Source organism: Microbacterium sp. NPDC055599 (genome assembly GCF_053618975.1).
Genome location: NZ_JBSHIM010000009.1, coordinates 43,626 through 69,285, shown reverse-complemented (window position 1 = coordinate 69,285; position 25,660 = coordinate 43,626). Strand labels below are relative to the sequence as shown.

The window sequence follows — 25,660 nt, the reverse complement described above, 5'->3', positions numbered from 1 at the left end:
TAGGAACGTATCCAGCCTAATGGGCTTCTATCGTCGGAGACATGAACACCACGACCCTCGCCTTCCGCCCCTTCTCCGTCGACGTCTCCGACGCCGAGGTCGTCGACCTCCGCGACCGCCTCGCCCGCACGCGCCTGCCCCGCACCGCGCCCGTCGACGACTGGGACGCCGGCACCCCGAACCACTTCCTGCGCAAGGCGCTGACCGCGTGGCAGGAGTTCGACTGGGCTGCCGCGCAGGAGCGGCTCAACGCCCACCCGCAGTTCACCACCGAGATCGACGGCCAGACGATCCGCTTCCTCCACATCCGCTCGCGGCACGAGAACGCGACCCCGCTGCTGCTCGCACACACCTACCCCGGTTCCTCCGTCGACTACCTCGACCTCATCGACCGGCTCACCGACCCCGAGGCGCACGGCGGTCGCGCGGAGGAGGCGTTCCACCTCGTGATCCCGGATGCCCCCGGCTACGGTTTCTCGCAGCCGCTCGCCTCCGCCGGGTGGACGGTGGGGAAGGTCGCCGCCGCGTACGACCGGCTCATGCGCGGCCTCGGGTACGACAGCTACGGCATCCACGGCTCCGACAACGGCGCGATGGTCGCGCGCGAGCTCGGGCTGCTGGCGCCGGAGGGCTTCCTCGGGTTGCACGTGCTGCAGCTGTTCTCGTTCCCTTCGGGCGACCCCGCGGAGTTCGAGAAGCTCGAGCCGCAGGACTACGCGGGACTGGAGCACATGCAGTGGTTCCAGTCGGTGGGCGGCTACAACGCGATGAACGCCTCCCGTCCGCAGACCGTCGCGGTGGGCCTCAGCGATTCCCCGGTCGGGCTCCTCGCCTACAGTGAGCTGTTCACCTCCTTCGGCAACGGCACCTCGCTCGTGCCGCTCGAGAGCATCCTGCTGGAGGTGAGCGTGAACTGGTTCGCGAACGCCGCCTCGGGCATGAGCCGCAGTTACCTGGAGAACGCGCGCGCCGAGGCCGAGCCGCAGGTCAACCACGCGCGGACCGGGGTCGCGGTGTTCGCGGACGACTTCCAGACCATCCGGGTCTTCGCCGAGCGCGACAACGACAACATCGTGCACTGGAGCCGTTTCGACGAGGGCGGGCACTTCGCCGCGCTGGAGCGCCCCGATCTGCTCGCCGCCGACCTCCGGGCCTTCTTCGCCGACCCGCGCTGACCCCTGCCACGATCGCCCCCGCGCCCCCACGCGCGGGGGCGATCGCGTGCCGACCCTGGCGCCGGGAGCCCGAGGCTGCTACGGTCTCTCTCCGTGGGTACTCTGATTCGCTAGATCGGGACACTGCGTCGAGACGTCTTCTCCGCGGTGGGTCCTGAGCGAACGCGTCCTCTTGTGACGCGATCGAGGTCCGTTTCCCCTGCGTCGTCCGACGCGTTTCCGCGGTGCCGTCCGCACCGCAGCGAGGACCCCTCATGTTCCCTGTACTCCCTTCCCCTTCTCCCTCCACCGTCCCGGCGATCCGTCCGCACCGCGTGTGCGAACTGCGCGCGGCCGGCGTGCGCTTCGCCGCGCACCGGGTGCTCGACGGGATCGATCTCGTCGTCGGTCCCGCGGATCGTCTGGCGATCATCGGCGACAACGGCGCCGGCAAGTCCACGCTGCTCGAGCTGCTTGCCGGAACGCTCGCACCGACCGCCGGGGAGGCGCGGCTGCACCTCCCGGGCGGTGTGGCCCACGCCCTCCAGAATCCGGAGTTCCCGCCGGGGGCGACGGTCTCCGCGGCGATCGACGACCTGCTGGGCGACCTGCGCGCGCTGGAACGCGAGCTCGCGCGGGCCTACGAGCAGCTCGCCTCGGCCCTTCCCGCCGAGCAGGCGCAGCGCCTGGCAGCCGTATCCGACCTGCAGGACCGTTTCGAGACCAGGGCCGGCTATGACGTCGACCACCGCATCGACGTCGCGCTTGACCAGCTCGGCGTCGGAACCCTGGACCGCGCGCGTCCCGTGGCCGCGCTGTCCGGCGGGGAACGTGCCCGGCTCGCGCTCGCGGTGGCACTGTCCTCCCGCGCCGAGCTGCTGCTGCTCGACGAGCCGACCAACGATCTCGACGAGCACGCGCTCGCCTGGGTCGAGGATCGGATCGCCGCGCACCGCGGGGCCCTGGTCGTGGTGACCCACGACCGCGACTTCCTCGACCGCTTCGCGACCGCGGTCGTGCACGTGAGCGACGGCGGCATCCGCCGCTACGGCGACGGCTACCCGGGGTTCCTGCGGGCGCGGGAGACCGAGCGACGACGACTCGCGGAGCGACACGAGGCGTGGAAGGCCGAGGTCGCCCGCACCGAGGAGCTGCTCGCGACGAACGCGTTCCGCCTGGACGCGATCCCGCGCAAGCTCGAGCTCGACGGCTTCGGTCACGGCGCCTTCCGCGCCCGCAGTCGCGACCACGGCGCGGTCGGGCGCATCCGCATGGCGAAGGAGCGACTGTCTCGGCTGCGGGAGGATCCGGCGCCACCCCCACCCGAGCCGCTGCGGTTCGTGCTGCCGGACGGCCCGGCTCCGGAGGCGGAATCGTCCGGCGAGGACGACGCCCTCGTCACGCTGCACGATGTCGTGTTCCAGGAGCCGTGCCGCCGGCTCACCGTGACCGCGTGGACCGTGGCGCCGGGTGACCGCTGGCTCGTGACCGGTCCGAACGGGGCAGGCAAGACCACGCTGCTCGACCTCCTCGCGGGCGAGCTGAGTGCCGCATCGGGTTCGATCGACCGGCGCCCGGGACTCCGTGTCGCCCGGCTGCGGCAAGACGTGGGGGCGGCCGCACGCGGCTCCGCGGTGGAGCTGTTCGCGCGACGGGCGTCGGTGCCCCCGAGCGATGCCCGTGCGGCTCTGCTCGCCCACGGCCTGTTCCGCGAGGACGAGATCGAGCGCCCGGCGCGGGCCCTGTCGGTCGGGCAGCGGCGGCGGCTCGACCTCGCGGTCGCGCTGGCCTCCACGTTCGACGTGCTGCTGCTCGACGAGCCGACCAACCACCTCGACCCGGAGCTGGTCGAGCAGCTGGAGCGGGCGCTCGACGACCACCCGGCCGCGGTCGTCACGGTCTCGCACGACCGGCGGTGGCTGCGGCGGGCGCGCCAGCACGGTGCCGCCGCGGTCCGTGTGACGGAGGGTGCGGCCGTGGTGGCGTCGTGACCCGGCGGCCGTGGGGGCGTGCGTCAGCCGGTGACGGTGAGCGCCGCGCCCTCGTCGCCGCCCGCTTCGGCCCAGGCGAGCGAGTGCTCCAGGATCCCGCGCAGCACCGTCAGGTCCACCTGCTCCAGGTCGGGGAGGTAGAGGCAGCCGACGCCGGTGGTGTGCGGCCCGAGCCGTGCCAGGTGGTCCGCGTGCGCATCCGTCCCCTCGAAGAGGTAGATCGTGGTGGCGGCTCGGCGCGGCGCGAAGCCGAGGAGCGGGCTGTCGCCCTCGGTACCGGTCGGGTAGCGGTAGTGGCAGGAGCCGAAGCCGATGATGGTGCCCCAGGTCTGCGGCTCGCGGCCGGTGATCTCCTGCATGAGCGCGGTGAGCGTCTCCGCGTCTCGGCGCCGAGCGGCGGGGGAGGAGCGGGCGATGAGCCCGGCGACGTCGTTCCCCGTCGGCTTCACTTCGCCGCCTTGGCAGCGGCCTTCATCGCCTTCTTGTACTCGCGCACCTTCGTGAGCGACTCGGGGGAGACGATGTCGGCGACGCTGCGGTACGAGCCGTCCTCGCCGTAGGGCGCCGATGCCTCGCGCCAGCCCTCGCCCGTGAAGCCGTACTGCTTGCCGAGCAGCGCCAGGAAAATCTTGGCCTTCTGCTCACCGAAGCCGGGCAGTGCCTTCAGGCGCTTCAGCACCTCCGCACCGTCCGGGTCGCCCGCGGTCCACAGCGCTGAGGCGTCGCCGCCCCACTCGTCGACGATCGCCTGGCACAGCGTCTGCACGCGGGCGGCCATCGACCCGGGGAACCGGTGCACGGCGGGCGTCTGGCGGAACGCCTCGAGGAACTCCTCGGGTGCCATCCCCGCGATGGCCGCGGCATCGGCCGCACCGGTGCGCTGTTCGATCTTGAGCGGACCGGCGAAAGCGGTCTCCACGGGCACCTGCTGGTCGAGCAGCATTCCCACGAGCAGCGCGAGCGGGTTCTCGGTCAGCAGGGTGTCGGCGGCGGTGTCTCCGGTGATGTGAAGGGCCATGCCCCCAGTGTCCCATCCCGGGCGGATGCCGCGGGGGCGGTGGCAGGACCGTGCAGTGCCGGCACATGCATTATGCATGTGCCGTATGCTTGATGCATGACGACGATCCAGGTTCGAAACGTGTCCGACGAGACGAGTCGTGCGCTCAAGGCGAAGGCTGCACTCGAGGGCCGCTCGCTGAGTGACTACCTGCTGCGCGAGCTCGACCGCCTCGCGACGCGTCCGAGTCGGGCTGAACTGCTGGAACGGATCGCGAGTCGTGGTGTCACCACGCTCGAACCTGCAGCACAGGTGCTCGCCGAGCAGCGGCCCGGTCGATGACACTCGTCATCGACGCATCCGCGGTCGCCGAGATCCTGTTCGGCACGGAGGCAGGCCGAAGGGCAGCCGCGTTGATCGACGGGCATGAGCTACTGGCGCCGCAGCACCTCACGGCCGAGGTCGCCTCCGTCATCCGGGGATGGTCTCTCAGCGAACAGATCACAGATGAGCAGGCGCTGCGCGCGTTCGGTGAGTTCGACGCGCTCGGCATCGAGCAGATGCCGATGATGTCGATGCTTCCGGCTGTCTACGCGCTGCGCCACAACGTCAGCGCGTATGACGCGATGTACGTCGTGCTCGCGCGCGCGGCGCAGTGCTCGTTGCTGACTCTCGATGCTCGTCTCGCCTCATCCGCTGCGGATTGCGCACTGCTGCCGTAGTTCTTCGCGCATGACTGGCGTCGCCGCCTCCGGCTGAGCGGCTACGCGCTGATCCCGGGCGACCGCGCCGTCAGGCGGAGGCGGCGTCCTCGGCGGCGGGGGCCTCGGGGCTGAGGCCGTACAGGGCGGACAGCGCGGCGGCGAACTCGTCGGCCCTGCCTTCTGCGGCGAGCTCGTGGGCGCGGACGGTCGGGGTGTGCAGCAGCACGCCGACGAGGTGCCGCAGCGCCTGCTCGACCTTGCCGTCCTCGTCGCCGCGCGCACGGGCCCGGTCGATCTCGGTGTCGAGCAGCGAGAAGATGTGCGACCGCAGGGCCACGACGGAGGGGGTCACGCTCTGGCGGGCACCCACGACGTGGAAGGTATCCGCGGCCTCACGCACGACGGTGCGGGCGGCGTCGGTCGCCTGCAGCTCCTCGAGCGGCGCGTGCAGGCGGATGGTTTCGAGGTCGAGCAGCGCCACGCCCTCCAGGGTCGCGACCGCGGGGTCGACGTTGCGCGGCATCCCGAGGTCGACGACCAGCTGACTGTGCGAGCCCACCGGGCATCCGGCCGCGGCAAGACCGACGGGGAGCTGCAGGTGTTCCGGTCCCAGCACCGGTTCGGTGGCGGACGTGCAGGTGATGAGCAGGCTGGAGTGTGCGGCTGTGCGGGCGTAGTCCGCGGCTGCGACCGCGCGGATGCCGTGCTTCGCCGCGAAGACCTCGGCCCGACCGGAGGGCGAGTACACGGAGATGTCGACCGCGCCGCGCTCGCGCAGCGTCGCGAGGGTCACGGCCGCGTAGGCGCCGGTGCCCACCAGGAGCACGCGCTCGGCGGACCAGTCGGCGATGCGGCTGTCGGCCAGTTCGAGTGCCAGGCGCACGAGCGAGCGACCGGCGCGCCCGAGCGCGGTGACGTTCTTGACCTTGCGCTGCGCCTGGCTCGCGCGCTGGAAGAGGCGCTCGAGCTCGGGGGAAGTGGTGCCGTCCTTGCGGGCCGACTTCAGGGCCCGGCGCACCTGGCCGGCGATCTCGCCCTCACCCGACACGACCGACTCGAGGCCGGAGGCGACGGAGAACAGGTGCTCGGCCACCCGGCGCCCGGCGTGGACGGTGTAGGCGCCGTCGAGGTCGGCGGCCGGGATGCCCGTGGCGGACTCGACGGCTTCGAGCACGGCCTCGACGCCGATCGCGCCCGCGGCGGTCATCGGCTCGTCCATCTCGACGTACGCCTCGAACCGGTTGCACGTCGCCAGCACCACGGCACCCTGCACGCACGGCGTCATGCCCACCAGGGTGGGGGCGACATCGTCGGGGGTGCGGCTCAGGCGTTCGAGCAGTTCGAAGGAGGCGGTCTTGTGACTCGCCGTCACACACAGCAGCACCCCTCGATTGTACCGGAGCGTTCGGACAGGCGGACTCGGCGGCCCCATAACCGGGCAATGGGAGGATGGGGGAATGGCCCTTTCCGACGCTCCGCTGCTGCGCGCCCTCACGGGCGACCGCCCCGACACGACGCCCGTCTGGTTCATGCGGCAGGCCGGCCGCTCGCTGCCCGAGTACCGGGAGCTGCGGGTGGGCACACGGATGCTCGACGCCTGCCTCACGCCCGACCTCGCGGCGGAGATCACCCTGCAGCCGGTGCGGCGGCACGGTGTGGACGCGGCGGTGTTCTTCAGCGACATCGTGATCCCGCTGCGCCTCGCCGGCGTCGAGGTGGAGATCGAGCCGGGGCGCGGGCCGGTGTTCGCGAACCCCGTGCGCACGAGGGCCGATGTCGAGCGGATCACCGCGATCGACCCGGAGTCGCTCGACGGCACGGCGATCGCGGAGGCGGTGGGCATCGTCGCGGCGGAGCTCGGCGACACCCCGGTGATCGGCTTCGCCGGCGCGCCCTTCACGCTCGCGGCCTACCTCGTCGAGGGCGGCCCGTCGAAGGAGCACCTGCGGGCACGCGGCATGATGCACGCGGACCCCGACGCCTGGCACCGTCTGGCGGGGTGGCTCGCCCGCGTCTCCCGACGATTCCTGGAGACGCAGCGCGACGCGGGTGCCGCGGTCGTGCAGCTCTTCGACAGCTGGGCCGGCTCGCTCAGCCCCGCCGACTACCGCACGTTCGTGGCGCCGCATTCGACCGCCGCGCTCGACGGCATCGGTGTCCCCACCATCCACTTCGGCGTCGGCACCGGCCCGTTCCTCGCCGACATGCGCCTGGGCGGCATCGCCGACGGGGTCGGCGTGGACTGGCGTCTTCCGCTCGACGAGGCCGCGGCGATCCTCGGACCGGACACGAGCGTGCAGGGCAACATCGACCCCGCGCTGCTCGGGGCGCCGTGGCCCGTGCTGGAGGCGCACGTGCGCGACGTCCTGGAGCGCGGTCGTGCGGCCCGCGGGCACATCGTCAACCTCGGTCACGGGGTGCCGCCCGAGACCGACCCCGACCAGCTGACGCGCATCGTCGAGCTGGTGCACGGCGCCTGAGCACGCGTCGCCCCCGGGCGCGGTGGAAGGATGGACGGCATGAGCCCTGACCCCTCCGGTGCACACCCGTCCGCGGCCGAGCCGGCCGACCTGGCCGCACGCGCCGCGGAGAAGCACGTCGTCGTGATCGGCGGGGGCATGGGTGGTCTCGTCGCCGCCCGCGAGTGCGCCAAGGTCGGCATGCGGGTCACGGTGCTGGAGGCTGCCGAGGCGCTGGGCGGTGCCCTGCGTCGCGTGGAGCTCGACGGTGTGACGCTCGATGCGGGCGCCGAGAGCTACGCGACCAGGGGCGGCCTCGTCCGCGCCCTCGTCGACGAGCTCGGACTCGCGGATCGGGTCGTGCCCCCTCGCGCGGGCGGCGCCTGGCTCTCCGGCATCCCCGGCACGGGTGCGGCTCCGCTCCCGGTGGGCGGGGTCCTCGGCATTCCCGGCAACCCGTTCCAGGACGACGTGCGGCGCATCATCGGATGGTCGGGCGCATGGCGCGCCTACCTCGACCGCGTACGGCCGCCGCTGACCATCGGCCACGAGCTGAGCCTCGGGCGGCTCGTCGCCTCCCGCATGGGCCCGAAGGTGCGCGACCGCCTGGTCGCCCCGGTCACGACGGGCGTGTACTCCGCGTCGCCCGACGACGTGGACATCGACGTGGCCGCCCCGGGGCTGAACGCCGCCCTGACCCGCGTCGGCTCGCTGTCCGGCGCGGTGCTGGCGCTGCGCGGGAACGGCGGCTCCGGTGGGGCGAAGGCTCCGGGTGCCGCGGTGGAAGGCCTCCGTGGCGGCATGACCGTGCTTGTGGACGCGATCGCCGACGACCTCGCCCAGCTCGGGGCGACCGTGCGCACGGGAGTGCGGGTGCTCTCGGTCGTGTCGGAGGACGGCGGTTGGCGGGTCACGGCCGCGACGCAGCTCGACACCCCGACGCAGACGCCGGAGCCGTGGGTTGCCGAGTCGGAGCCTCTGGCCGACGTCGTCGCGGTGACAGACGAGCCGGTGGAGGAGCTTCTCCGTGCGGACGCCGTGATCGTCGCGACCGCGGAGTCCGTGGCGCGGGAGCTGCTCGCCGACGCGGTGCCGGCGCTCGCTCTGGCCGAAGCGGCTGCGTCCCCGGAGATCGAGATCGTCACACTGCTGCTGGATGCGCCGGCTCTGCGCAGCGTGCCGCGTGGAACCGGCGTGCTCACGGTGCCCGGGAGCCACACGGCCAAGGCGCTCACCCACTCGACGGCGAAGTGGGAGTGGGTGCGGGAGGCCGCGGGCGACAGGGAGGTCGTGCGGGTGTCGTTCGGCGCGCAGGGGGAGCCCGCGGCCACCGCCGCCCTCGACGACGCGGCGGCGATCGACCTCGCGCGGCGGGAGGCGGCCGCGCTGCTCGGCGTACCGCTGGAGCCGACCCAGGTGATCGCAGGGCACCGCGGACGGTTCGTGCAGTCGCAGCCCGCGTCGCTCCTCGGATCGGGGGCGCGGCGCCAGGCCGCGCGCGATGCGATCCAGGCGATCCCCGGCCTGGCGGTGGTCGGTGCCTGGGTGGCCGGGACCGGCCTCGCACAGGTGGTCCCGGATGCCACGGAGGCGTCCGATCGCCTGCGTCGCGCGCTCCTGTGGGACTGATCGGGCGACCTCCGCGCACCACGAAGCGCACAAGCGTGAGTGACGAAGGACCCGCTGTCAACCCTCTCCGGGATTGATGCCGAAATCGGCATACGGGGTTACGCTGGGTACCTGATCGCGGCGGAGACGTCGGCGATCGGCGTCCGAACCGGACGACCACCGCCGGAACAACGTGAGGAGACCCCATGAAGGGGAAGATCGGACTCGTCGTCGGACTCGGCGTCGGCTATGTGCTGGGCACCCGTGCCGGACGCGAGCGTTACGAGCAGATCCGGACGCAGTGGCTCAAGGTCTGGAACACGGATCCCGTCCAGGACCAGGTGGAGAAGGTCAAGGACTTCGTCGGCGACAAGGCCGCGGCCGTCCCGGGTGCCGTGTGGACGGGCGCGGTGAAGATCGTGAAGTCGGTCACGGGCAACGGCACGCCCGGCCAGAAGCTCGACGCCGTGATCGCGTCGGGCAAGGAGGCCGCCGAGGAGGTCTCGGAGGCGGCGGAGGACGCGGTCGACGAGGTCAAGGAGCGTGCCGCTGCGGCTGACAAGCCCGCTGCGAAGAAGCCCGCGACGAAGCCGGCAGCGCAGAAGTCCGGCGACTGACATGCCCCGCGGATACCGGGATCGCGCCGACGACAGTCTGCTGACCCTGCTCGGGGATCTGCCCGAGCTGGTCACCAACCTCGTGAAGGCGGAGATCGACGCCGCCAAGGCGTGGGTCTCGCGCACGGCGAAGGATGCGGGGATCGGCTCGGTCTGGTTCCTCGTCGCCCTGTTCTTCCTGTTCTGGGCCGTGCCGGTGATCCTCGTGTTCGCGATCGCCGGCCTGTCGTCGTGGTGGCCCGTGTGGCTGTCGGCGATCGCCGTGTTCGGCATCCTGATCCTCGCCGTGCTGCTGTTCGCGCTGCTCGGCATCCTCAAGTTCCGCAAGGTGCTCAAGCGCCAGAACCCGGCGCAGGCCGTGGCCGAGGACATCCGAATCGTGAAGGAGGCCGGCGATGAGCACCCCTGAGTCGCTGCCGCGCACCGCCGTCCCCGCGGGCATCGTCGATCCCGTGACGTCGGCTCGCGCCGAGCTGAAGGCGGCGCTCGCCGCGATCGAGATCAAGGGCAACATCCCGCGCCGGGTGGAGAAGGCGTCGGCGCGTGCCGCGGTCAAGGCACGCGCGTTCGCCGATCGGAACCCGGTGGGCGCGGTCGCCGCGGCCGTCGGGATCGCCGCCGTCGTCGGCGGCGCCGTGTGGGCGATCGCTCGGGCCATCGCACGCTGACGGTCGGCCGTTCCTCGCGGTATTCCCCTGATTAGGGGCTTCTCCGTGAAAGGGGCAGACTGGGATCATGTCCGAAGTGCGCGAAGAGAACCCGTCCGGCTTCACCCTCTGGGCCGTGTGGCGACGCAATCCCGATGCTCCCGTCACCGAGAACGACGCCACGGAGCTCGAGTCGATCGTCTCGCACATCGAGGACTCCGGCGTCACCGTCCGTGGCTTCTACGACGTCTCCGGGCTGAAGGCTGACGCCGATCTGATGGTGTGGCTGCACGGTGACACCGCCGAAGAGCTGCAGAAGGCGCTGCGCCGCCTCCGTCGCACGGAGCTGCTGCGCTCGCTGCTGCCGGTGTGGAACGTGATGGGCGTGCACCGCGACGCGGAGTTCAACCGCTCGCACGTGCCGGGGTTCCTCCGCGGCGTCGCACCGAAGGACTGGCTCTGCCTGTACCCGTTCGTCCGCACCCCGGAGTGGTACCTGGCGCCGGAGGCTGACCGCCGCGCGATGCTCGCCGACCACGGGCGCAAGGGCGCTGCGTTCACGGGCGTCATCGCGAACACCGTCGCCGCGTTCGCGCTGGGTGACTACGAGTGGCTGCTGCCGATGGAGGCCGACGACGTGACCGACCTGGTCGACATGATGCGCGACCTCCGTTACACCGAGGCGCGGATGTTCGTGAAGGAGGAGGTGCCCTTCTACACGGGGCGCCGTCTGCGCTTCGACGAGATCGCCGACGTGCTGCAGTAACCGCACCATGAGCACCCCCATCCGTCTCGGCACCCGACGCAGCGCGCTCGCGCAGGCGCAGTCGGGCCATGTCGCCGCCGCCCTCGAGAAGGTCACGGGGCGTGCCGTCGAGCTCGTCCCGATCACCAGCGAGGGCGACACCAATCGGGCGTCGCTGTCGGAGATCGGCGGTCTGGGCGTCTTCGCGACCCGGCTGCGCGAGGCTCTGCTCGCCGGCCGTTGCGACTTCCTCGTGCACTCCCTCAAAGACCTCCCGACGGCCGTCCCCGAGGGACTCGTGATCGCTGCGACTCCGCCGCGCGAGGATGCCAGGGACGTGGTGCTCACGCGTCACGGCGCGCCCCTGCACGAGCTCGGCTCGGGCAGCACCGTCGGCACGGGCTCGCCGCGACGCATCGCCCAGGTCCGGCGCCGGGCACCGCAGGCGGACGTCGTGGACATCCGCGGCAACGTCGACTCCCGGCTCGCGCGGGTGGCCTCGGGCGAGCTCGACGCCGTGATCCTCGCGGCCGCCGGCCTGTCGCGTCTGGGGACCGACTCGCCGCTGAAGCGCGAAGAGCTCGGGCTCGCGGAGTGGCCGACCGCGCCGGGACAGGGGTCGCTCGCGGTGGAGACCAGGGCGGACGCCCCGGAGGAGCTGCGGGAGGCGCTCTCCGCCCTCGACGATCACGACACCCGACTGGCCGTCACGGTCGAGCGCGCCATTCTGGAGGGACTCGATGCCGGGTGTCAAGCCCCCATGGCGGCGCACGCACGCGTCGAGGGCGCCGAGATCCGCATCAGGACGGTCGTGTACGCCCCGGACGGGGGTCGGCGGATCGGGCTCGACGTCACGGAAGCCCTGAACGGGGAGTATATTCATCGGAACGGCAGTGGCAATGGAGCGGATGCTGCCGATGGTGCAGGCCCGATGCACGCAGCGCGCGAGCTCGGGCTCGCTGTTGCCCGTCGGCTGCTCGATCAAGGGGCGGCCGACCTCGTCCCCCGAGAGCACCCCGATTTCTCATGACCACATCCGAAACCAAGCAGGACCGACCGCTGGACGGCTGGCGCATCCTCGTGCCCCGTGGCGGGCCCTGGGGCGACAGTGTCGCCGCGAGCCTGCGTGCCCTGGGCGCCGTGCCGGTCGTCGCCCCGCTCATCAACTTCGCCCCCACGACCGATCAGGACACGCTCGACCGCGCGCTGGAGCAGCTGGCCGCCGGTGAGTTCGACTGGCTGACGGTGACGAGTGCGACCACGGTCGACGTGCTGTTCGCGCATCGCGCGGTCGTGCCCAAGTCCACGAAGATCGCGGCGGTGGGCGAGACCACGGCCGCAGCGCTCCAGGCCGTGGGCTACGAGGTGGCGCTGGTCCCCGAGCAGGACAACTCGGCGCAGGGCATGGCTCAGCAGCTGATCGCGCTCGAGCAGGAGCCCCGGCGCATCCTGGCGCTGCGCAGCGAGATCGCGAAGCCGGTGCTGAGCATCATGCTGTCCGAGGCCGGACACGACGTGCACGGTGTGGTCGCCTACCGCACGGTGGGCGTGCCGGTCACGGAGCGCATCCGTCGCGATGTGGAGAACGGCCGCATCAACGCCATCCTCATCACGAGCGGTTCGGTGGCGGAGCAGGTGCGCGAGCAGTTCCCCGACATCCCGGACGAGACCCTGCTCGCCGCGATCGGCCCGCGCACGGCGAAGGATGCCGAGCGTGCCGGTCTGCCGGTGTCGGTGGTGGCCGATCGGCAGACCATCGACGCGTTGATCGATGCCGTGTCCCAGTTCACGCTTCCGCACGCGGCAGACGAGTTCGCGCCGTGAGCTTCCCCGACATCCGCCTCCGTCGGCTGCGCCAGTCCCGCGCTGTCCGCGACCTCGTGCGCGAGACCTCGCTCGAGCCCCGTCAGCTCGTGCTTCCGCTCTTCGTGCGCGAGGGACTGACCGAGCCGGCGCCCATCGGCTCGATGCCCGGCGTGGCGCAGCACTCGCTCGACTCGTTGCGTGCCGCCGCCGTCGAGGCGGCCGAGGCCGGCGTCGGCGGGGTCATGCTGTTCGGTGTCCCGGCGGTGCGCGATGCGGTCGGCTCCGGAGCGGACGATCCGCGCGGCATCCTGAACGTCGCGACCGAGGCCCTCGCGGCCGAGGTGGGCGATGCGCTCGTGGTGCAGACCGACCTCTGCCTCGACGAGTTCACCGATCACGGGCACTGCGGGGTGCTCGCGGCGGACGGCTCGGTCGACAACGACGCGACCCTCGAGCGCTACACCTCGATGGCGTTGGCACAGGCGCGGGCCGGGTCGCAGCTGCTCGGGCTGTCCGGCATGATGGACGGCCAGGTCGCGGTGATCCGCCGGGCGCTCGACGCCGAGGGCTTCACCGACACGCTGATCCTGGCGTACGCGGCCAAGTACGCGAGCGCGTTCTACGGCCCGTTCCGTGAGGCCGTGGACTCCCAGCTGACCGGCGACCGGCGCACGTATCAGCTCGATCCGGGCAACCGCCGCGAGGGCGTGCGGGAGGCGCTGGTCGACGAGCAGGAGGGCGCCGACATCGTCATGGTCAAGCCGGCGATGGCGTTCCTCGACGTGCTGCGCGAGGTGCGCGACGCCGTGACCGTGCCCGTGTGGGCGTATCAGGTGTCCGGCGAGTACGCGATGGTCGAGGCCGCCGCGGCCAACGGCTGGATCGACCGCCGGGCGGCGATCCTCGAGTCGCTGCTGTCGATCCGGCGCGCGGGCGCCGACGCCGTGCTGACCTACTGGGCGACCGAGGCCGCCCGCTGGCTTCGCGGCTGACCGCCCCGCGGCGTCACCGCGCGGACTCCGGCGTCGGTACGGCGGGTTAGCCTGGAAGGGATGCCCGGGAGAGCTCCGCGCATCACCGAGGAGCTGCCATGACCGACCGCAATGACGACCTGTTCTCCGCTGCCCGCGCTGTGATCCCGGGCGGGGTGAACTCGCCGGTGCGCGCCTACGGCTCGGTGGGCGGGACGCCGCGGTTCCTCGCTTCGGCGAAGGGAGCGACCGTCACCGACGCCGCCGGCCGGGAGTACGTCGACCTGGTGGCCTCGTGGGGTCCGGCGCTGCTAGGCCACGCGCAGCCCGAGGTGGTCGCCGCCGTGCAGGACGCCGCAGCGCGGGGTCTGTCGTTCGGTGCCCCGACCCAGGGCGAGGTCGAGCTGGCCGCGCTGATCGCCGACCGGGTTCGTTTCGGCGACATCCGACCCATCGAGCGCGTGCGCCTGGTGTCCACGGGGACCGAGGCGACCATGACCGCGATCCGACTCGCCCGTGGCGCGACCGGTCGCGACCTGCTGGTGAAGTTCGCCGGGCACTACCACGGCCACTCCGACGGGCTGCTGGCCGAGGCGGGGTCGGGCGTCGCTACGCTCGCGCTGCCCGGATCCGCCGGGGTGCCGGCACCCATCGCCGCACAGACGCTCGTCATCCGCTACAACGACCCCGAGGCGCTCGACGCGGTGTTCGCCGAGCACGGCCAGCGCATCGCCGCCGTGATCGTCGAGGCGTCCGCGGCGAACATGGGCGTGGTCCCCCCGCGGCCCGGATTCAACCGCCTGATCGCCGACACCGCACACGCTCACGGCGCGCTCATGATCCTGGACGAGGTGCTGACGGGCTTCCGCGTGCACCCGGCGGGGTTCTGGGGTCTGCAGGCCGCGGCGGGCGAGGACTACCTCCCCGACATCATCACGTTCGGCAAGGTCGTGGGCGGTGGCATGCCGCTGGCCGCGCTCGGCGGTCGCGCCGAGGTCATGGACCTGCTGGCTCCGCTCGGCCCGGTGTACCAGGCGGGCACGCTGTCGGGGAACCCGCTGTCGGTCGCCGCGGGTCTCGCCACGCTGCGCCTCGCGACGCCCGAGGTCTACGCCACGGTCGACGCCGCGGCGACCCGGGTGGCGACCGCGCTCGACACCGCCCTCAGCGACGCGGGCGTGACGCACGCGGTGGCGTCGGCCGGCAACCTGTTCAGCGCCTCGTTCCGCGCCTCGATCCCGCGCGACTACGCCGAGGCGCAGGCGCAGCAGTCGTTCCGCTACTCGGCGTTCTTCCACGCCATGCGCGAGCACGGTGTCGCGCTTCCGCCGAGCGTCTTCGAGGCGTGGTTCCTCACGGCGGCGCACGGTGAGGACGAGTTGCAGCGCATCGAGGCGGCGCTGGCGTTCGCGGCCCAGGCCGCGGCAGACGCCCGGCCCTGATGTATCCGTGCCCACAACGGATCGTTGCTTTCCTGTGAGCAACTTCCAGCCAACCGGGAGCGCCGCGCTGGCAGACTAAGGGGCATGGTGACGTTGCTGCTGGACCAGACGCAACTCGAAGTCGTGCTCTCGCCCATCGAACGTGCCGCCACCTTCCACCGTGAGAACGTGCGGATCCCGCGCGACACCATCACCAAGGTGCAGCTGACGGACGACGCCTGGACCTGGCTCCGCGGTGTGCCGAACCCCGGGACCCACATTCCGACCGTGCTCGCCGCCGGCAGTTGGAAGGCCGCCGGAACCCTCGACTTCGTGCTCATCCGGCGGCGTCGCCCGAGCGTCGTGATCGACCTCGAGGGCGACCCGCAGTACAACCGGCTGATCCTCACCACGCGGCACGGCCTCGCACTCACGCAGGCGCTGCGGCTCGAGGTGTCGGACGAGCCGGCGAGCGTCGAGGAGATCGTCGCCACCGCACCGACGCCCGTGTCGAAGGGCAGCCGTCGTCCGGTCATCCGCCCGCGGCCGGCCTAGCAGCCCCACGAACGACAGACGCCCTCCCGGCCGTAGCCGGGAGGGCGTCTCGTGTCTCGGGCTCAGCCGCGGTGCTCGTCGCCGTCGGTGTGCTGCTCGCGATCGTGCCCGTCGTGATCGTGCGCGTCGCTCTGCCCGTCGTCGTGACCGGGGCCTTCGCTCTGCCCGTCGTCGTGACCGTGGCCCTCGCGGTCGCGGTCGTCGTCGCTGTGCTCGTCGCTGTGCTCGCCGTCGTGCTCGTCGTCGTGCTCGGGCACCGCGTGTCCCTCGCTCTCGTGCCCCTCGCCGTCCTGCACCTCGGCGACACCGTCGTGGGGCTGGTGGTGCGCGTCGGCGGTGCCGTGGTTGTCCTGACCATCGGTCGCGGTGTCGCGAGCCAGCGGGACCGTGTCGATCACGCCGGTGGTCGCGACGCTCCAGTGGGCCCCGGCGTCGTGCGGCTCTCCCGGCGCGCCGGTCGCGGGCATGCTGTCGGCGGTGCTCAGCGGGTAGTCCCGCGGCTCGTCCTCGTAGTACGCGCGTGCGGCGGCGGAGAGCAGGGAGCTGACGGCGGCCGCGCGGGGGTCTTCGTCCTCGTCCGGGGTTTCGGCTCCGTCCGTGCCGACCGCCTCGAGCGGAGCCTCCTCGGCATCGCGGTCGCCGTGGTCGCCGTGGTCGGCCTCGTCGGTCTCGTCCGCCTCCTCGGCGTCGTCCAGCTCGGCGAAGAACTCGATGCCCGCGGGGTCTTCCTCGATGGACTCGTCATCGGCGGTGCTCACCGGCTCGTCGTCCGCCGGAACCGGGTCTGCGGCGGGCTCGTCGGACGCGATCCCGGTGGCGTCCGCCGGCGCCTCATCCGCCGGGCTCTCGCTGTCGTGGGCGTCATCGACGGAATCCAGCGCGGACTCCTGATCGTCGGCGAGGGGCTCGTGGTCCGCGGGCTCGTCTACCGGAGTTCCGTCTGCCCCGGTTGCGTTCTCCGGAGTCTCGTCTGCCTCGGTTCCGTTCTCCGGGGCCTCGTCCGCCCCCTCCTCGGTCGGTGCGGAACCGGTGCTCCACGCCGAACCGCCCGTTGACTCCGCGTCGTCCGAGCCGATCGGGACATCACCCTCGGAGTCCTGCTCGTCGCTGGACACATGCTCCGGGGACGCGCTGTGGTCGTCGTCGGCGGACTCCGGCGTCGTCGCGAACAGCTGAGCGAGGCTGCGTCGCGTGGGCCGCTCGGTCGGCTCATCCTCCTGGACCGGCGCGGTGCCGCCGAACAGGATCTCGTCGAACGAGGTCGCCGTCTCCGCGCGCGACTCGGACAGGGAATCGCCATCGCCGCTCCGCGCCGCGTCCTCCATCGTCACGGGACGCACGTCTTCTTCCACCGGGACGACCGCGACCGGGCCGGTGGCCGCCGTGACCTCCGCCACGGTCTCGATCACGTCGGAGTCCTCCGTGTCGGCGGCGACGAGGTCCTCCGACGCGGGCTCCGCGTCGGTCGACTGCTCGTCCACGTCGTCGTCTTCCGCCGTGGCGTCCGTCGGCTCGGGCATGGTCTCGGTGGTGAGGTCGTCCGCGAGAGCGGCCGCACCCCCGGCAGCCAGAGCCGATGCGGCGGCACCGGCGCCCGCTGTTGCCACGTCGGCGGAGGAATCGCTCGCCTCATCGTTCGTATCGGTCGCTGCCGTCTCGCCCGGCACCGCCCCGCCCGCAGCGGCCGCGGTCGTGTCCGCCGCTGTGCCGAAGCGACCACCGCGCATCAGATCGATGAAGACGTCTTCCAGCGTGGGCCCGCGCTGCACGAGGGTGCTGAGGGCGATGCCGGCCTCAGCGGCCACGGCACCCACCGTGCTCGCGTCGGCTCCGCGCACGGTCAGCCCGGAGCGCAGCACCTCGATGTCGAAGCCCGCCGCCACCAGCGCCGTCGTGAGGCCGGGACGATCCACGGAATCCACGATGACAGAGCCGCCGGCCGGGTCGGCCAGGGTCTCGATGCCGCTGGACAGCACCAGCCGTCCCTTCGACAGCACCAGCACGTGGTCGGCCACCTGCTCGATCTCGCTGAGCACGTGCGACGACACTAGGACCGTGCGCCCCTCGTCCGCGAGACGGCGCATGAGCAGACGCATCCAGCGGATGCCCTCCGGGTCGAGGCCGTTCGCCGGCTCGTCGAAGACCAGGGCACCGGGGTCGCCGAGCAGCGCGTGCGCGACGCTCAGCCGCTGCCGCATGCCGAGGGAGAAGCCGCCGATGCGGGAATCGGCCTCGCTCTCCAGGCCCACGAGCGACAGGACCTCGTCGACGCGGGACAGGCGGATGCCATTGGCCTTCGCGGCGATGGTCAGCTGCCGGCTGGCCGTGCGGCGAGGGCGGTAGACCGTCTCCTCCAGCACGGAGCCGATCGTGCGCAGCGGCTGGCGCAGCTCCGGATACGCGACGCCGCCGATCGTGGCGGTCCCCGACGTGGCACGCACCTGACCGAGCAGGATGCGGAGAGTCGTGGTCTTTCCGGCGCCGTTGGGACCGAGGAAGGCGGTCACGGCCCCGGGCTCGACGCGGGCGGAGAAGTCCGAGACGGCGGTCACCTCGTTGAAGCGCTTCGTCACATTCGTGAACTCGAGCACCTGTCCTTCAGGCATCCGGCACCTCTCGTCGCGATGAACAGTTCCCCCTATCCTGCCGGAAAACCGCCCCGGAACCCGCATTCCGTGCGGAATTCCACCCCTGGTGAGAAGGTAGCCTGGCACCCGTGACCGATACCTCTGCCGCCCCCCGTGTCCTCGTCCGCACGGAAGGAGCGCTCGGACGGCTCACCCTCAATCGCCCCGAGGCGATCAACGCGCTCGACGAGGACATGATCGCCGAGATCACCCGGGCGCTGATGGCGTGGCGTGACGACTCCGACGTGCAGATCGTGCTGATCGACGGCGAGGGCGAGCGCGGCATGTGCGCGGGCGGCGATGTGCGCCGCCTGCACGAGCAGACCGTGTCCGGTCACCCCGAGCGGTCGGCCGAGTTCTTCCGCGCCGAGTACGCGATGAACGCGATGATCGCCGAGTACCCCAAGCCGGTCGTGGCGCTGGCCGACGGCATCACGATGGGCGGCGGCATCGGGCTCGCCGGGCACGCGGCCATCCGGATCGTCACCGAGCGGTCGAAGCTCGCGATGCCGGAGACCCGCATCGGCTTCACTCCCGACGTCGGTGGCACGTGGCTGCTCGGGCGGGCGCCGGGACGGTTCGGCGAGTACTTCGGGCTGACCGGGGCGACCATGAGCGCCGCCGACGCGGTGTACCTCGGGTTCGCCGACCACGTGGTGCCCTCCGACCGCCTCGACGCCCTGCGCGACGCGCTCGCGCACCGCGCCGACCCGACGAGCCCCAGCGAGATCGTGCTGCTGTTCGACGAGACGCCGGAGCCGTCGACGCTCCCGGCATCGCGCGCCTGGATCGACGAGGCGTTCTCCGCGCCGACCGTGCCCGAGATCCTGGAGCGGCTGCACGCGCAGGGCACGACCGAGGCCGCAGCCGTGGCCGATCTCCTCGAGGGGCTCGCGCCGACCGGGCTGGTCGTGACGCTCGACGCCGTGCGTGAGGCGCGGGAGCTGCCGGGACTGCGCGCCGCGCTCGAGGGGGAGTACCGACGGGTGCTGTGGTTCGTCAACGAGCACCCGGACCTCGTGGAGGGCATCCGCGCGCAGCTGGTCGACAAGGACCGCAACCCGAAGTGGCAGCCGGCGACCCTCGCCGAGCTGACGGCGGACGCGGGTGCGCCGGCCCGCGACTATACGCCGCAGCCGCCGCTGTTCTGAGGGGCAGCCCGCTCGCTGACGCGGGCGGCGCTCGGGCAGGCTTCCGGCGGGCCCTTCTTCGTCACCGTGCAGAAAAGTGCTGATCGCACGGGATGCGGTTCGCTGTGAGCGAAGGTCCGCCCCCAGGGGGATACGAATGTCCCCGCTTCGTGGCACGCTGTCCTATGGCCGGTCGTCGGTCGGCATCCGTCTGCCGGGAGATCCGCCGCCTCCTCCTTCCTAGAAAGTCCGCCTGTGCTGGGAAAAATCCTCCTCCGCTATCTGTCCCGATATAAGTGGCTCCTCGTGGCCGTGCTGGTCTTCCAGTTCGCCAGCGCGGCTGCCACCCTCTACCTGCCCCGCCTCAACGCCGACATCATCGACAAGGGCGTCGCGCAGGGCGACACCGCCTACATCTGGCGTACCGGTCTGTTCATGCTCGCGGTCTCCCTGGGCCAGATCGTCGCCTCCGTGATCGCGACCTTCTTCGCCGCGCGCGCGGCGATGGGCGCGGGTCGCGACATCCGTGCCGACGTGTTCGGCAAGGTCAGCGGCTTCTCCGAGCGCGAGGTGTCGCAGTTCGGCGCCGGCTCCCTCATCACGCGCAACACCAACGACGTGCAGCAGGTGCAGATGCTGGCGATGATGGGCGCGACCATGCTCGTCACCGCGCCGCTGCTCGCGATCGGCGGCATCATCTTCGCCGTGCAGACCAACGCCGGGCTCAGCTGGCTCATCGCCGTGTCGGTCCCCGTGCTCCTGCTCCTGGCGGCGCTCGTGATCGGCCGCATGGTGCCGCTGTTCCGCAGCTACCAGGGCAAGCTCGACAACGTCAACCGCATCATGCGCGAGCAGCTCACCGGCGTGCGCGTCGTCCGCGCGTTCGTGCGCGAGCGCATCGAAGAGGAGCGCTTCCGCGGAGCCAACACCGACATCATGGTCGTCGGCCGCAAGGTCGGCTCGCTGTTCGTGCTGCTGTTCCCGCTGTTCATGCTGATCCTCAACGTGACCGTGGTCGCCGTGATCTGGTTCGGCGGCATCGAGGTCAACAACGGCACCGTGCAGGTGGGCACGCTGTTCGCCTTCATGCAGTACATCGGCCAGATCATGGGCGGCGTCATCATGGCCAGCTTCATGGCGATGATGATCCCGCGCGCCGCCGTCTCGGCCGAGCGCATCGGCGAGGTGCTCAACACCGAGTCGACCATGACGCGCCCCGCGAACGGCGTCACCGAGTTCCCGACGCCGGGTGCGGTCGCGTTCGACGACGTCGCCTTCACCTACCCGGGCGCCGACGCGCCCGTGCTGACCGGCATCAGCTTCGCGGCGCAGCCGGGTGAGACGGTCGCGATCGTGGGTTCCACGGGTGCGGGCAAGACCACGCTGGTCTCTCTCATCCCGCGTCTGTTCGACGTCTCGAGCGGCTCGGTGCACGTGGGCGGCACCGACGTGCGCGAGGCCGACGTGGAGGCGCTGTGGGACAGCATCGGTCTGGTGCCGCAGCGTCCGTTCCTCTTCACCGGCACCGTCGCGTCGAACCTGCGCTACGGCCGGGAGGACGCGACCGATGAGGAGCTGTGGCACGCGCTCGAGATCGCCCAGGGGCGTGACTTCGTGGAGGAGATGCCCGACGGGCTCGAGTCCCGCATCGCCCAGGGCGGCACGAACGTGTCGGGCGGCCAGCGCCAGCGCCTCGCGATCGCGCGGGCCATCGTGCACCAGCCGAAGGTGCTCGTGTTCGACGACTCCTTCTCGGCGCTCGACCTGACCACGGACGCGCGACTGCGGCAGGCGCTGTGGCGCGAGCTGCCGCACGTCACGAAGATCGTGGTCGCCCAGCGTGTCTCCACCATCACCGACGCCGATCGCATCGTGGTGCTCGAGGGCGGCACGATGGTGGGCGTCGGCACGCACGAGGAGCTGCTGGAGACCAGCGGCACCTATCGAGAGATCGTCGAGTCGCAGCTGGGGGTGGACGCATGAGCGCGCAGGACGACAAGCGCACCGCCGCGCCGAAGCGCGGACGGGGAAAGGGCCCGGCGCAGACCGAGGAGCGCGAGCTCACGGCGGAAGAGCAGTACGAGGCCGAGCTCGCGGAGCAGGCACGGCAGAACGGCGGCGGCTGGGACAGCGTCGCGCCGGGCAAGGCCGACAACTTCGGCCCGAGCTTCGCCCGCATGATCGGACTGCTCAAGCCCTCGGCCGTGTGGTTCGTGTTCGTGTCGATCCTCGGAGCCCTGGGCGTCGTGCTGACGGTCGCAGCTCCCAAGGTCCTGGCCGAGGCGACCAACATCGTCTACCGCGGCTTCATCTCCATCCAGCTCGGCCAGCCGAACGGCGACTTCCCCGGCTTCCCCGCCGGAACGTCGCAGGACGTGGTGGTCGATGCGCTGCGCGGAGCGGGGCAGGACGACTTCGCCAACCAGGTCGGCGCCCTCGGCGACTTCCGGGTCGGCGACGGCATCGACTTCGATGCGCTGCGCTGGGTCATCGCCGCCGTCCTCGCGATCTACGTGGTGGCCGCGTTCCTGAGCTGGCTGCAGGGATACGTGATCAACGTCATCATGGTGCGCACCATGTGGCGCCTCCGCGAGGCCGTCGAGGCGAAGATCAACCGGCTGCCGCTGTCGTACTTCGACAGGGTGCAGCGCGGCGAGCTGATCTCCCGCGTCACGAACGACATCGACAACATCACCCAGACGATGCAGCAGTCCCTCTCCGGGGCCCTGACCGCCGTGCTCACCGTGGTCGGCGTGCTGGTGATGATGTTCTCGATCTCGTGGCAGCTGGCACTGGTGGCCCTGGTCGCGCTGCCGCTCATGGGCGTGATCTTCGGCGTCATCGGCCCGCGCTCGCAGAAGGCCTTCGGCACCCAGTGGCGCAAGGTCGGCCGCCTCAACGCCCGCGTCGAGGAGGCCTTCTCCGGGCACGCGCTCGTGAAGGTGTTCGGTCGGGAGCAGGACGCGCTCGACAAGTTCAAGGCCGAGAACGAGGAGCTGTTCCAGGCGAGCTTCAAGGCGCAGTTCCTGTCGGGCATCATCATGCCCGCCATGACCTTCGTCGGCAGCCTCACCTACGTCGGCATCGCGGTGCTCGGCGGCCTCATGGTCGCGAGCGGGCAGCTGCGCCTCGGCGACGTGCAGGCGTTCATCCAGTACTCGCAGCAGTTCACGCAGCCGCTGTCGGAGCTGGGCGGCATGGCAGCGGTCGTGCAGTCCGGCACGGCGTCGGCCGAGCGGGTGTTCGACCTGCTCGACGCCGACGAGCAGGAGCCCGACGAGGCCGACGCCCCGCCGCTCGGCGACGGCAAGGGCGTGATCGAGTTCGAGAACGTGTCCTTCTCCTACACGCCGGAGCGACCGCTGATCACCGACCTGTCGTTCCGGGTGGAGCCGGGCCAGACGGTCGCGATCGTCGGGCCGACCGGCGCGGGCAAGACCACGCTGGTCAACCTGATCATGCGGTTCTACGAGCTCAGCGGCGGGCGCATCACGCTCGATGGTCAGGACATCTCGCAGATCACGCGCGACGACCTGCGCTCGCGCACCGGCATGGTGCTGCAGGACCCGTGGCTGTTCGCCGGGAGCATCCGCGAGAACATCCGCTACGGTCGCTCGACCGCGACCGATGAGGAAGTGCTCACCGCCGCCAAGGCCACGTACGTCGACCGGTTCGTGCACGCCCTCCCCGAGGGCTACGACACCGTGCTCGACGAGGATGCGTCCAACGTGTCGGCCGGTGAGCGGCAGCTGATCACGATCGCGCGCGCGTTCGTCGCCCAGCCGTCGATCCTCATCCTGGATGAGGCCACCTCGGCCGTCGACACCCGCACCGAGCTGCTGCTGCAGCACGCGATGGCCGCGCTCCGCCAGGGGCGCACGTCGTTCGTGATCGCGCACCGCCTGTCCACCATCCGCGACGCCGACCTCATCCTCGTGATGGAGCACGGCGACATCGTGGAGAAGGGCACGCACGACGAGCTCATCGCCGCGCAGGGCGCCTACTGGCGGCTGTACCAGTCGCAGTTCGAGCAGGCCGCTACCGACCTCGACGCGGAGGAGGCCCTCACGGGCTCCACGCCCCTGGTCGTCACGGGGGAGGCGGCCGACGAGACGGCACGGGAGCAGGCCGACGACGCGATCGCCGGAGCCTCGGTCGGGGCGAACGTCCCGGCCGCGGAGGCCGCGGCCGCACGAGCGCTGCTCGATGACGGCGCCGAGGGCGCGGACCCCCGCGCCTGACACCTCGGCGGCCCCGCACCAACGACACGACGCCCCGCTCCGGATCCTCGGAGCGGGGCGTCGTCGTCTGCGCGGCCGGCGAACCGCGGCGCCTGGCTCAGTCGGTGTGGACGGTGATGCCCAGCAGATCGAGCGGGTGCGTCAGGCGCCACCAGGGACTGGGGCCCTCCACGTCTTCGCGCAGCACGAGGGCCGTGTCCTCCGTGTCGAGTGGCCCGGTGGTGGTCAGCGTGCCCACGCGGTCGTCGGCCTCTCGTCGCTCGCCCAGGTCGAACGCGGCGGTCGCGGTCGCGGCGGCACCGTTCCACAGCACGACGTCCGCGTCCTCCGCGGTGACCACGTCCACCTCCTCGCCCCACAGCGTGGTGACGCGACCGACCACCGTGCCCGCGGCGACGGCCGGATCCTCCGTCTGCAGCTCCGCCTCCGCCTGACTGAACAGCGCGCGGGTGGCCGCAAGCCGCGACTCGTCGTCAGCCTGATCCAGCACTGCCGCGAACAGCCGCACGGTCGTGTCGCCCACCTCCACATCCTTCGCGGTGAGGAGGTTCCACCCGACCAGGGTCCCGGTCTTGATGCCGACGACGCCCGGATCGGCCAGCATGCCGTTGGTGTTCACGACCGTCCCCGCGCCCGGAAGCTCGACCGAGGCGGTGCCGACGATCTCCGCGAACACCGGGTTGCGCATCGCCAGCTCGCCGAGCGCGATCAGCGCCTCCGGCGTCGCGACGTTGCGCTCATCGAAACCCGACGGCGTCACCACCGTGATCCCGGTCAGACCACGCTCGCTCAGCCACTCCTCGGCCGCCCTGGCGAACTCGGAGTTCGACCCCCAGATCTCCGAGGCCAGCCGATCGATGTAGTTGTTCGCCGAGCCGAGCAGCGTGCCCTGCAACAGCTGATACTCCGTGAGCACACCGTTGACCGGGACGTCGAGCGCCGACTGATCCTGGCGTCGATAGTCCCAGTAGCGCACGCTGTCGCCGCGGGTGAAACGGAACTCCGGTCCCTGCTCACCCGGCGCGAGCGGCATCCGATCCAGCACCATCAGGCTGCTGACGACCTTCGTGATGCTCGCGATGCTCACCGCATCCGGGATCGACGCCGACGTGGTCATGCCGGCAACCCCCACGGCCGCGCTGCCCTCCGCAGGCCACGTGAGCTCGGCGGCCGTGGCGGGCGTCGTCTCGAACTGCACCGCCTCCACCGCCGGGGGCACCTCGTGCAGCGGCCACAGCAGCGTCGTGCCCGAATAGGCCAGGACGAGCCCGGCCAGCACCCCCAACGGCACCAGCAGGCCGGGGCGCGCGATGGCCGGACGCAACCGGGCCCCGCGGAACAGCCCCTCGGCGGTCTGCGCCTCCGGCTCGGCATCGAGCGAGACGGCGGGAGCGTGGGCCGCGACATCGGCCGGATCCACCCAGGTCAGCGCGGTCGCCGGGGTCGCGTCGTCCGCCCACTGCGCGGCCGTACCGGACAGGAGGGCGACCGCTGCATCGTCGTCTTCGGCCGGGGGAGCCGGCTCCGACACCCTCGCGCGGAACGGCGGCTTGGTCAGCGGCGGCGTCGCTGCCGTGATCGTCGAGGACGCGGAGTCCGCGGCGGGCGGGGCCGACGCGACGGACGGGATCGCGGGATCAGCGGAGGGGGAGACCTCGGCCGCGGGGCCGTCCGTGCTCACGTCCGCGTCGCCTCCGGTCGCGGCGCCGTTCGCGGAGGCATCGGTCGCGGTCGCGGTGCGCGCACGGTCGCCGAACAGCGCGCCGAGACCGGAGGTCGACACGGCGGAGGCGGCGGGAACCCGCGCCGGGGGTCGCGCGTCGTCGTCGCCCGCGTCGTCGCTCCCGGTCGGTGGGGTGGTGGTCGCCCGCGCCCGCGAGCGCAGCGCGGACGTGGGGGCGTCGTCGGAGGGGGCAGCAGTCGGAGCGGGGCCGTTGCCGCCGATGCCCGTCGCCTCGCCGGCGGGATCGGATGCGGTCACCCGCTT

At 71.8% G+C, this 25,660-nt stretch carries 23 protein-coding genes; 18 read left to right on the top strand and 5 right to left on the bottom strand.

Annotated elements, in window-relative coordinates; genetic code table 11:
• The first annotated feature begins 41 nt into the window (after positions 1 to 41).
• Positions 42 to 1,175: an alpha/beta fold hydrolase gene (locus ACWGQ1_RS10470; protein ID WP_452312923.1), complete on the top strand. Its 1,134-nt coding sequence runs from the start codon at positions 42 to 44 to the stop codon at positions 1,173 to 1,175.
• 254 nt (positions 1,176 to 1,429) lie between these two features.
• The gene (locus tag ACWGQ1_RS10465; protein WP_452312922.1) at positions 1,430 to 3,145 is read left to right on the top strand and encodes an ATP-binding cassette domain-containing protein; all 1,716 of its coding nucleotides are present in this window, start codon (positions 1,430 to 1,432) and stop codon (positions 3,143 to 3,145) included.
• Between the two features lie 23 nt (positions 3,146 to 3,168).
• Here the strand turns inward: ACWGQ1_RS10465 and ACWGQ1_RS10460 are convergent, their stop codons facing one another.
• Together ACWGQ1_RS10460 and ACWGQ1_RS10455 are read right to left on the bottom strand one after the other, a co-directional pair.
• The gene (locus ACWGQ1_RS10460; protein WP_452312921.1) at positions 3,169 to 3,594 is read right to left on the bottom strand and encodes a DUF1801 domain-containing protein; all 426 of its coding nucleotides are present in this window, start codon (positions 3,592 to 3,594) and stop codon (positions 3,169 to 3,171) included.
• The gene (locus ACWGQ1_RS10455) at positions 3,591 to 4,163 is read right to left on the bottom strand and encodes an HhH-GPD-type base excision DNA repair protein (RefSeq protein WP_452312920.1); all 573 of its coding nucleotides are present in this window, start codon (positions 4,161 to 4,163) and stop codon (positions 3,591 to 3,593) included. The genes ACWGQ1_RS10460 and ACWGQ1_RS10455 overlap by 4 nt, the downstream gene beginning before the upstream one ends.
• A 96-nt stretch (positions 4,164 to 4,259) precedes the next feature.
• Here ACWGQ1_RS10455 and ACWGQ1_RS10450 point away from each other — a divergent pair, with 96 nt between their 5' ends.
• Positions 4,260 to 4,484, top strand: coding sequence for a FitA-like ribbon-helix-helix domain-containing protein (locus tag ACWGQ1_RS10450; protein ID WP_205812683.1), 225 nt, complete (start codon positions 4,260 to 4,262; stop codon positions 4,482 to 4,484).
• Complete coding sequence (locus tag ACWGQ1_RS10445) at positions 4,481 to 4,864, top strand: PIN domain-containing protein (protein WP_452312919.1); 384 nt, start codon at positions 4,481 to 4,483, stop codon at positions 4,862 to 4,864. The genes ACWGQ1_RS10450 and ACWGQ1_RS10445 overlap by 4 nt, the downstream gene beginning before the upstream one ends.
• 70 nt (positions 4,865 to 4,934) lie before the next feature.
• Here ACWGQ1_RS10445 and ACWGQ1_RS10440 read toward each other — a convergent pair whose 3' ends face one another.
• A complete protein-coding gene (locus tag ACWGQ1_RS10440) occupies positions 4,935 to 6,230 on the bottom strand; it encodes a glutamyl-tRNA reductase (RefSeq protein WP_452312918.1) in 1,296 nt (431 codons plus the stop codon).
• Positions 6,231 to 6,303: 73 nt separating this feature from the next.
• Here ACWGQ1_RS10440 and hemE point away from each other — a divergent pair, with 73 nt between their 5' ends.
• The 11 genes from hemE (at position 6,304) to ACWGQ1_RS10385 (ending at position 15,675) form a co-directional block, all read left to right on the top strand.
• Positions 6,304 to 7,326 carry a uroporphyrinogen decarboxylase gene (gene hemE, locus ACWGQ1_RS10435; RefSeq protein ID WP_247637870.1) on the top strand — a complete coding sequence of 341 codons (1,023 nt, stop codon included), beginning with the start codon at positions 6,304 to 6,306 and terminating at the stop codon, positions 7,324 to 7,326.
• Between the two features lie 39 nt (positions 7,327 to 7,365).
• Positions 7,366 to 8,934, top strand: a complete 1,569-nt coding sequence (locus tag ACWGQ1_RS10430; RefSeq protein ID WP_136045111.1) for a protoporphyrinogen/coproporphyrinogen oxidase — start codon at positions 7,366 to 7,368, stop codon at positions 8,932 to 8,934.
• A 185-nt stretch (positions 8,935 to 9,119) separates the two neighbouring features.
• Entirely contained in the window at positions 9,120 to 9,530 is a 411-nt protein-coding gene (locus tag ACWGQ1_RS10425; RefSeq protein WP_136036608.1) for a hypothetical protein, read from the top strand.
• Between the two features lies 1 nt (position 9,531).
• Positions 9,532 to 9,939: a phage holin family protein gene (locus ACWGQ1_RS10420; RefSeq protein WP_136030735.1), complete on the top strand. Its 408-nt coding sequence runs from the start codon at positions 9,532 to 9,534 to the stop codon at positions 9,937 to 9,939.
• The gene (locus tag ACWGQ1_RS10415; protein WP_136036607.1) at positions 9,926 to 10,198 is read left to right on the top strand and encodes a hypothetical protein; all 273 of its coding nucleotides are present in this window, start codon (positions 9,926 to 9,928) and stop codon (positions 10,196 to 10,198) included. Before ACWGQ1_RS10420 ends, ACWGQ1_RS10415 begins: the two co-directional genes overlap by 14 nt.
• A gap of 67 nt (positions 10,199 to 10,265) precedes the next feature.
• On the top strand, positions 10,266 to 10,943 hold the full coding sequence (gene hemQ, locus ACWGQ1_RS10410) for a hydrogen peroxide-dependent heme synthase (RefSeq protein ID WP_206252488.1): 678 nt from the start codon (positions 10,266 to 10,268) through the stop codon (positions 10,941 to 10,943).
• A gap of 7 nt (positions 10,944 to 10,950) precedes the next feature.
• Positions 10,951 to 11,952, top strand: a complete 1,002-nt coding sequence (gene hemC, locus ACWGQ1_RS10405; RefSeq protein WP_452312917.1) for a hydroxymethylbilane synthase — start codon at positions 10,951 to 10,953, stop codon at positions 11,950 to 11,952.
• Complete coding sequence (locus ACWGQ1_RS10400) at positions 11,949 to 12,746, top strand: uroporphyrinogen-III synthase (RefSeq protein WP_136030727.1); 798 nt, start codon at positions 11,949 to 11,951, stop codon at positions 12,744 to 12,746. Before hemC ends, ACWGQ1_RS10400 begins: the two co-directional genes overlap by 4 nt.
• The gene (gene hemB, locus ACWGQ1_RS10395) at positions 12,743 to 13,720 is read left to right on the top strand and encodes a porphobilinogen synthase (RefSeq protein WP_136045113.1); all 978 of its coding nucleotides are present in this window, start codon (positions 12,743 to 12,745) and stop codon (positions 13,718 to 13,720) included. Before ACWGQ1_RS10400 ends, hemB begins: the two co-directional genes overlap by 4 nt.
• Positions 13,721 to 13,818: 98 nt before the next feature.
• Positions 13,819 to 15,141: a glutamate-1-semialdehyde 2,1-aminomutase gene (hemL, locus tag ACWGQ1_RS10390; protein WP_452312916.1), complete on the top strand. Its 1,323-nt coding sequence runs from the start codon at positions 13,819 to 13,821 to the stop codon at positions 15,139 to 15,141.
• Between the two features lie 84 nt (positions 15,142 to 15,225).
• A complete protein-coding gene (locus ACWGQ1_RS10385; RefSeq protein WP_136030722.1) occupies positions 15,226 to 15,675 on the top strand; it encodes a hypothetical protein in 450 nt (149 codons plus the stop codon).
• 62 nt (positions 15,676 to 15,737) lie between these two features.
• On the opposite strand, the gene ACWGQ1_RS10380 is transcribed toward ACWGQ1_RS10385, so the two are convergent.
• Positions 15,738 to 18,281, bottom strand: a complete 2,544-nt coding sequence (locus ACWGQ1_RS10380; RefSeq protein ID WP_452312915.1) for an ATP-binding cassette domain-containing protein — start codon at positions 18,279 to 18,281, stop codon at positions 15,738 to 15,740.
• Between the two features lie 110 nt (positions 18,282 to 18,391).
• On the opposite strand from ACWGQ1_RS10380, the gene ACWGQ1_RS10375 reads away from it, so the two are divergent.
• From ACWGQ1_RS10375 to ACWGQ1_RS10365, 3 genes are all read left to right on the top strand, one after another.
• Entirely contained in the window at positions 18,392 to 19,453 is a 1,062-nt protein-coding gene (locus ACWGQ1_RS10375) for a 3-hydroxyisobutyryl-CoA hydrolase (RefSeq protein ID WP_452312914.1), read from the top strand.
• 234 nt (positions 19,454 to 19,687) lie between these two features.
• Positions 19,688 to 21,415 carry an ABC transporter ATP-binding protein gene (locus tag ACWGQ1_RS10370; protein ID WP_136030718.1) on the top strand — a complete coding sequence of 576 codons (1,728 nt, stop codon included), beginning with the start codon at positions 19,688 to 19,690 and terminating at the stop codon, positions 21,413 to 21,415.
• Positions 21,412 to 23,673 carry an ABC transporter transmembrane domain-containing protein gene (locus ACWGQ1_RS10365; RefSeq protein WP_452312913.1) on the top strand — a complete coding sequence of 754 codons (2,262 nt, stop codon included), beginning with the start codon at positions 21,412 to 21,414 and terminating at the stop codon, positions 23,671 to 23,673. The genes ACWGQ1_RS10370 and ACWGQ1_RS10365 overlap by 4 nt, the downstream gene beginning before the upstream one ends.
• Positions 23,674 to 23,770: 97 nt before the next feature.
• Here the strand turns inward: ACWGQ1_RS10365 and ACWGQ1_RS10360 are convergent, their stop codons facing one another.
• Positions 23,771 to 25,654, bottom strand: a complete 1,884-nt coding sequence (locus ACWGQ1_RS10360) for a D-alanyl-D-alanine carboxypeptidase (RefSeq protein ID WP_452312912.1) — start codon at positions 25,652 to 25,654, stop codon at positions 23,771 to 23,773.
• Between the last annotated feature and the right edge of the window lie 6 nt (positions 25,655 to 25,660).

What these genes read in the sequence shown, in the direction of transcription:
- ACWGQ1_RS10470 (WP_452312923.1), top strand. Translation starts at nt 42, where the DNA reads ATGAACACCACGACCCTCGCCTTCCGCCCCTTCTCCGTCGACGTCTCC.
- ACWGQ1_RS10465 (WP_452312922.1), top strand. Translation starts at nt 1,430, where the DNA reads ATGTTCCCTGTACTCCCTTCCCCTTCTCCCTCCACCGTCCCGGCGATC.
- ACWGQ1_RS10455 (WP_452312920.1), bottom strand. Translation starts at nt 4,163, where the DNA reads ATGGCCCTTCACATCACCGGAGACACCGCCGCCGACACCCTGCTGACC.
- ACWGQ1_RS10450 (WP_205812683.1), top strand. Translation starts at nt 4,260, where the DNA reads ATGACGACGATCCAGGTTCGAAACGTGTCCGACGAGACGAGTCGTGCG.
- ACWGQ1_RS10445 (WP_452312919.1), top strand. Translation starts at nt 4,481, where the DNA reads ATGACACTCGTCATCGACGCATCCGCGGTCGCCGAGATCCTGTTCGGC.
- hemE (WP_247637870.1), top strand. Translation starts at nt 6,304, where the DNA reads ATGGCCCTTTCCGACGCTCCGCTGCTGCGCGCCCTCACGGGCGACCGC.
- ACWGQ1_RS10430 (WP_136045111.1), top strand. Translation starts at nt 7,366, where the DNA reads ATGAGCCCTGACCCCTCCGGTGCACACCCGTCCGCGGCCGAGCCGGCC.
- ACWGQ1_RS10425 (WP_136036608.1), top strand. Translation starts at nt 9,120, where the DNA reads ATGAAGGGGAAGATCGGACTCGTCGTCGGACTCGGCGTCGGCTATGTG.
- ACWGQ1_RS10420 (WP_136030735.1), top strand. Translation starts at nt 9,532, where the DNA reads ATGCCCCGCGGATACCGGGATCGCGCCGACGACAGTCTGCTGACCCTG.
- ACWGQ1_RS10415 (WP_136036607.1), top strand. Translation starts at nt 9,926, where the DNA reads ATGAGCACCCCTGAGTCGCTGCCGCGCACCGCCGTCCCCGCGGGCATC.
- hemQ (WP_206252488.1), top strand. Translation starts at nt 10,266, where the DNA reads ATGTCCGAAGTGCGCGAAGAGAACCCGTCCGGCTTCACCCTCTGGGCC.
- hemC (WP_452312917.1), top strand. Translation starts at nt 10,951, where the DNA reads ATGAGCACCCCCATCCGTCTCGGCACCCGACGCAGCGCGCTCGCGCAG.
- ACWGQ1_RS10400 (WP_136030727.1), top strand. Translation starts at nt 11,949, where the DNA reads ATGACCACATCCGAAACCAAGCAGGACCGACCGCTGGACGGCTGGCGC.
- hemL (WP_452312916.1), top strand. Translation starts at nt 13,819, where the DNA reads ATGACCGACCGCAATGACGACCTGTTCTCCGCTGCCCGCGCTGTGATC.
- ACWGQ1_RS10385 (WP_136030722.1), top strand. Translation starts at nt 15,226, where the DNA reads ATGGTGACGTTGCTGCTGGACCAGACGCAACTCGAAGTCGTGCTCTCG.
- ACWGQ1_RS10380 (WP_452312915.1), bottom strand. Translation starts at nt 18,281, where the DNA reads ATGCCTGAAGGACAGGTGCTCGAGTTCACGAATGTGACGAAGCGCTTC.
- ACWGQ1_RS10365 (WP_452312913.1), top strand. Translation starts at nt 21,412, where the DNA reads ATGAGCGCGCAGGACGACAAGCGCACCGCCGCGCCGAAGCGCGGACGG.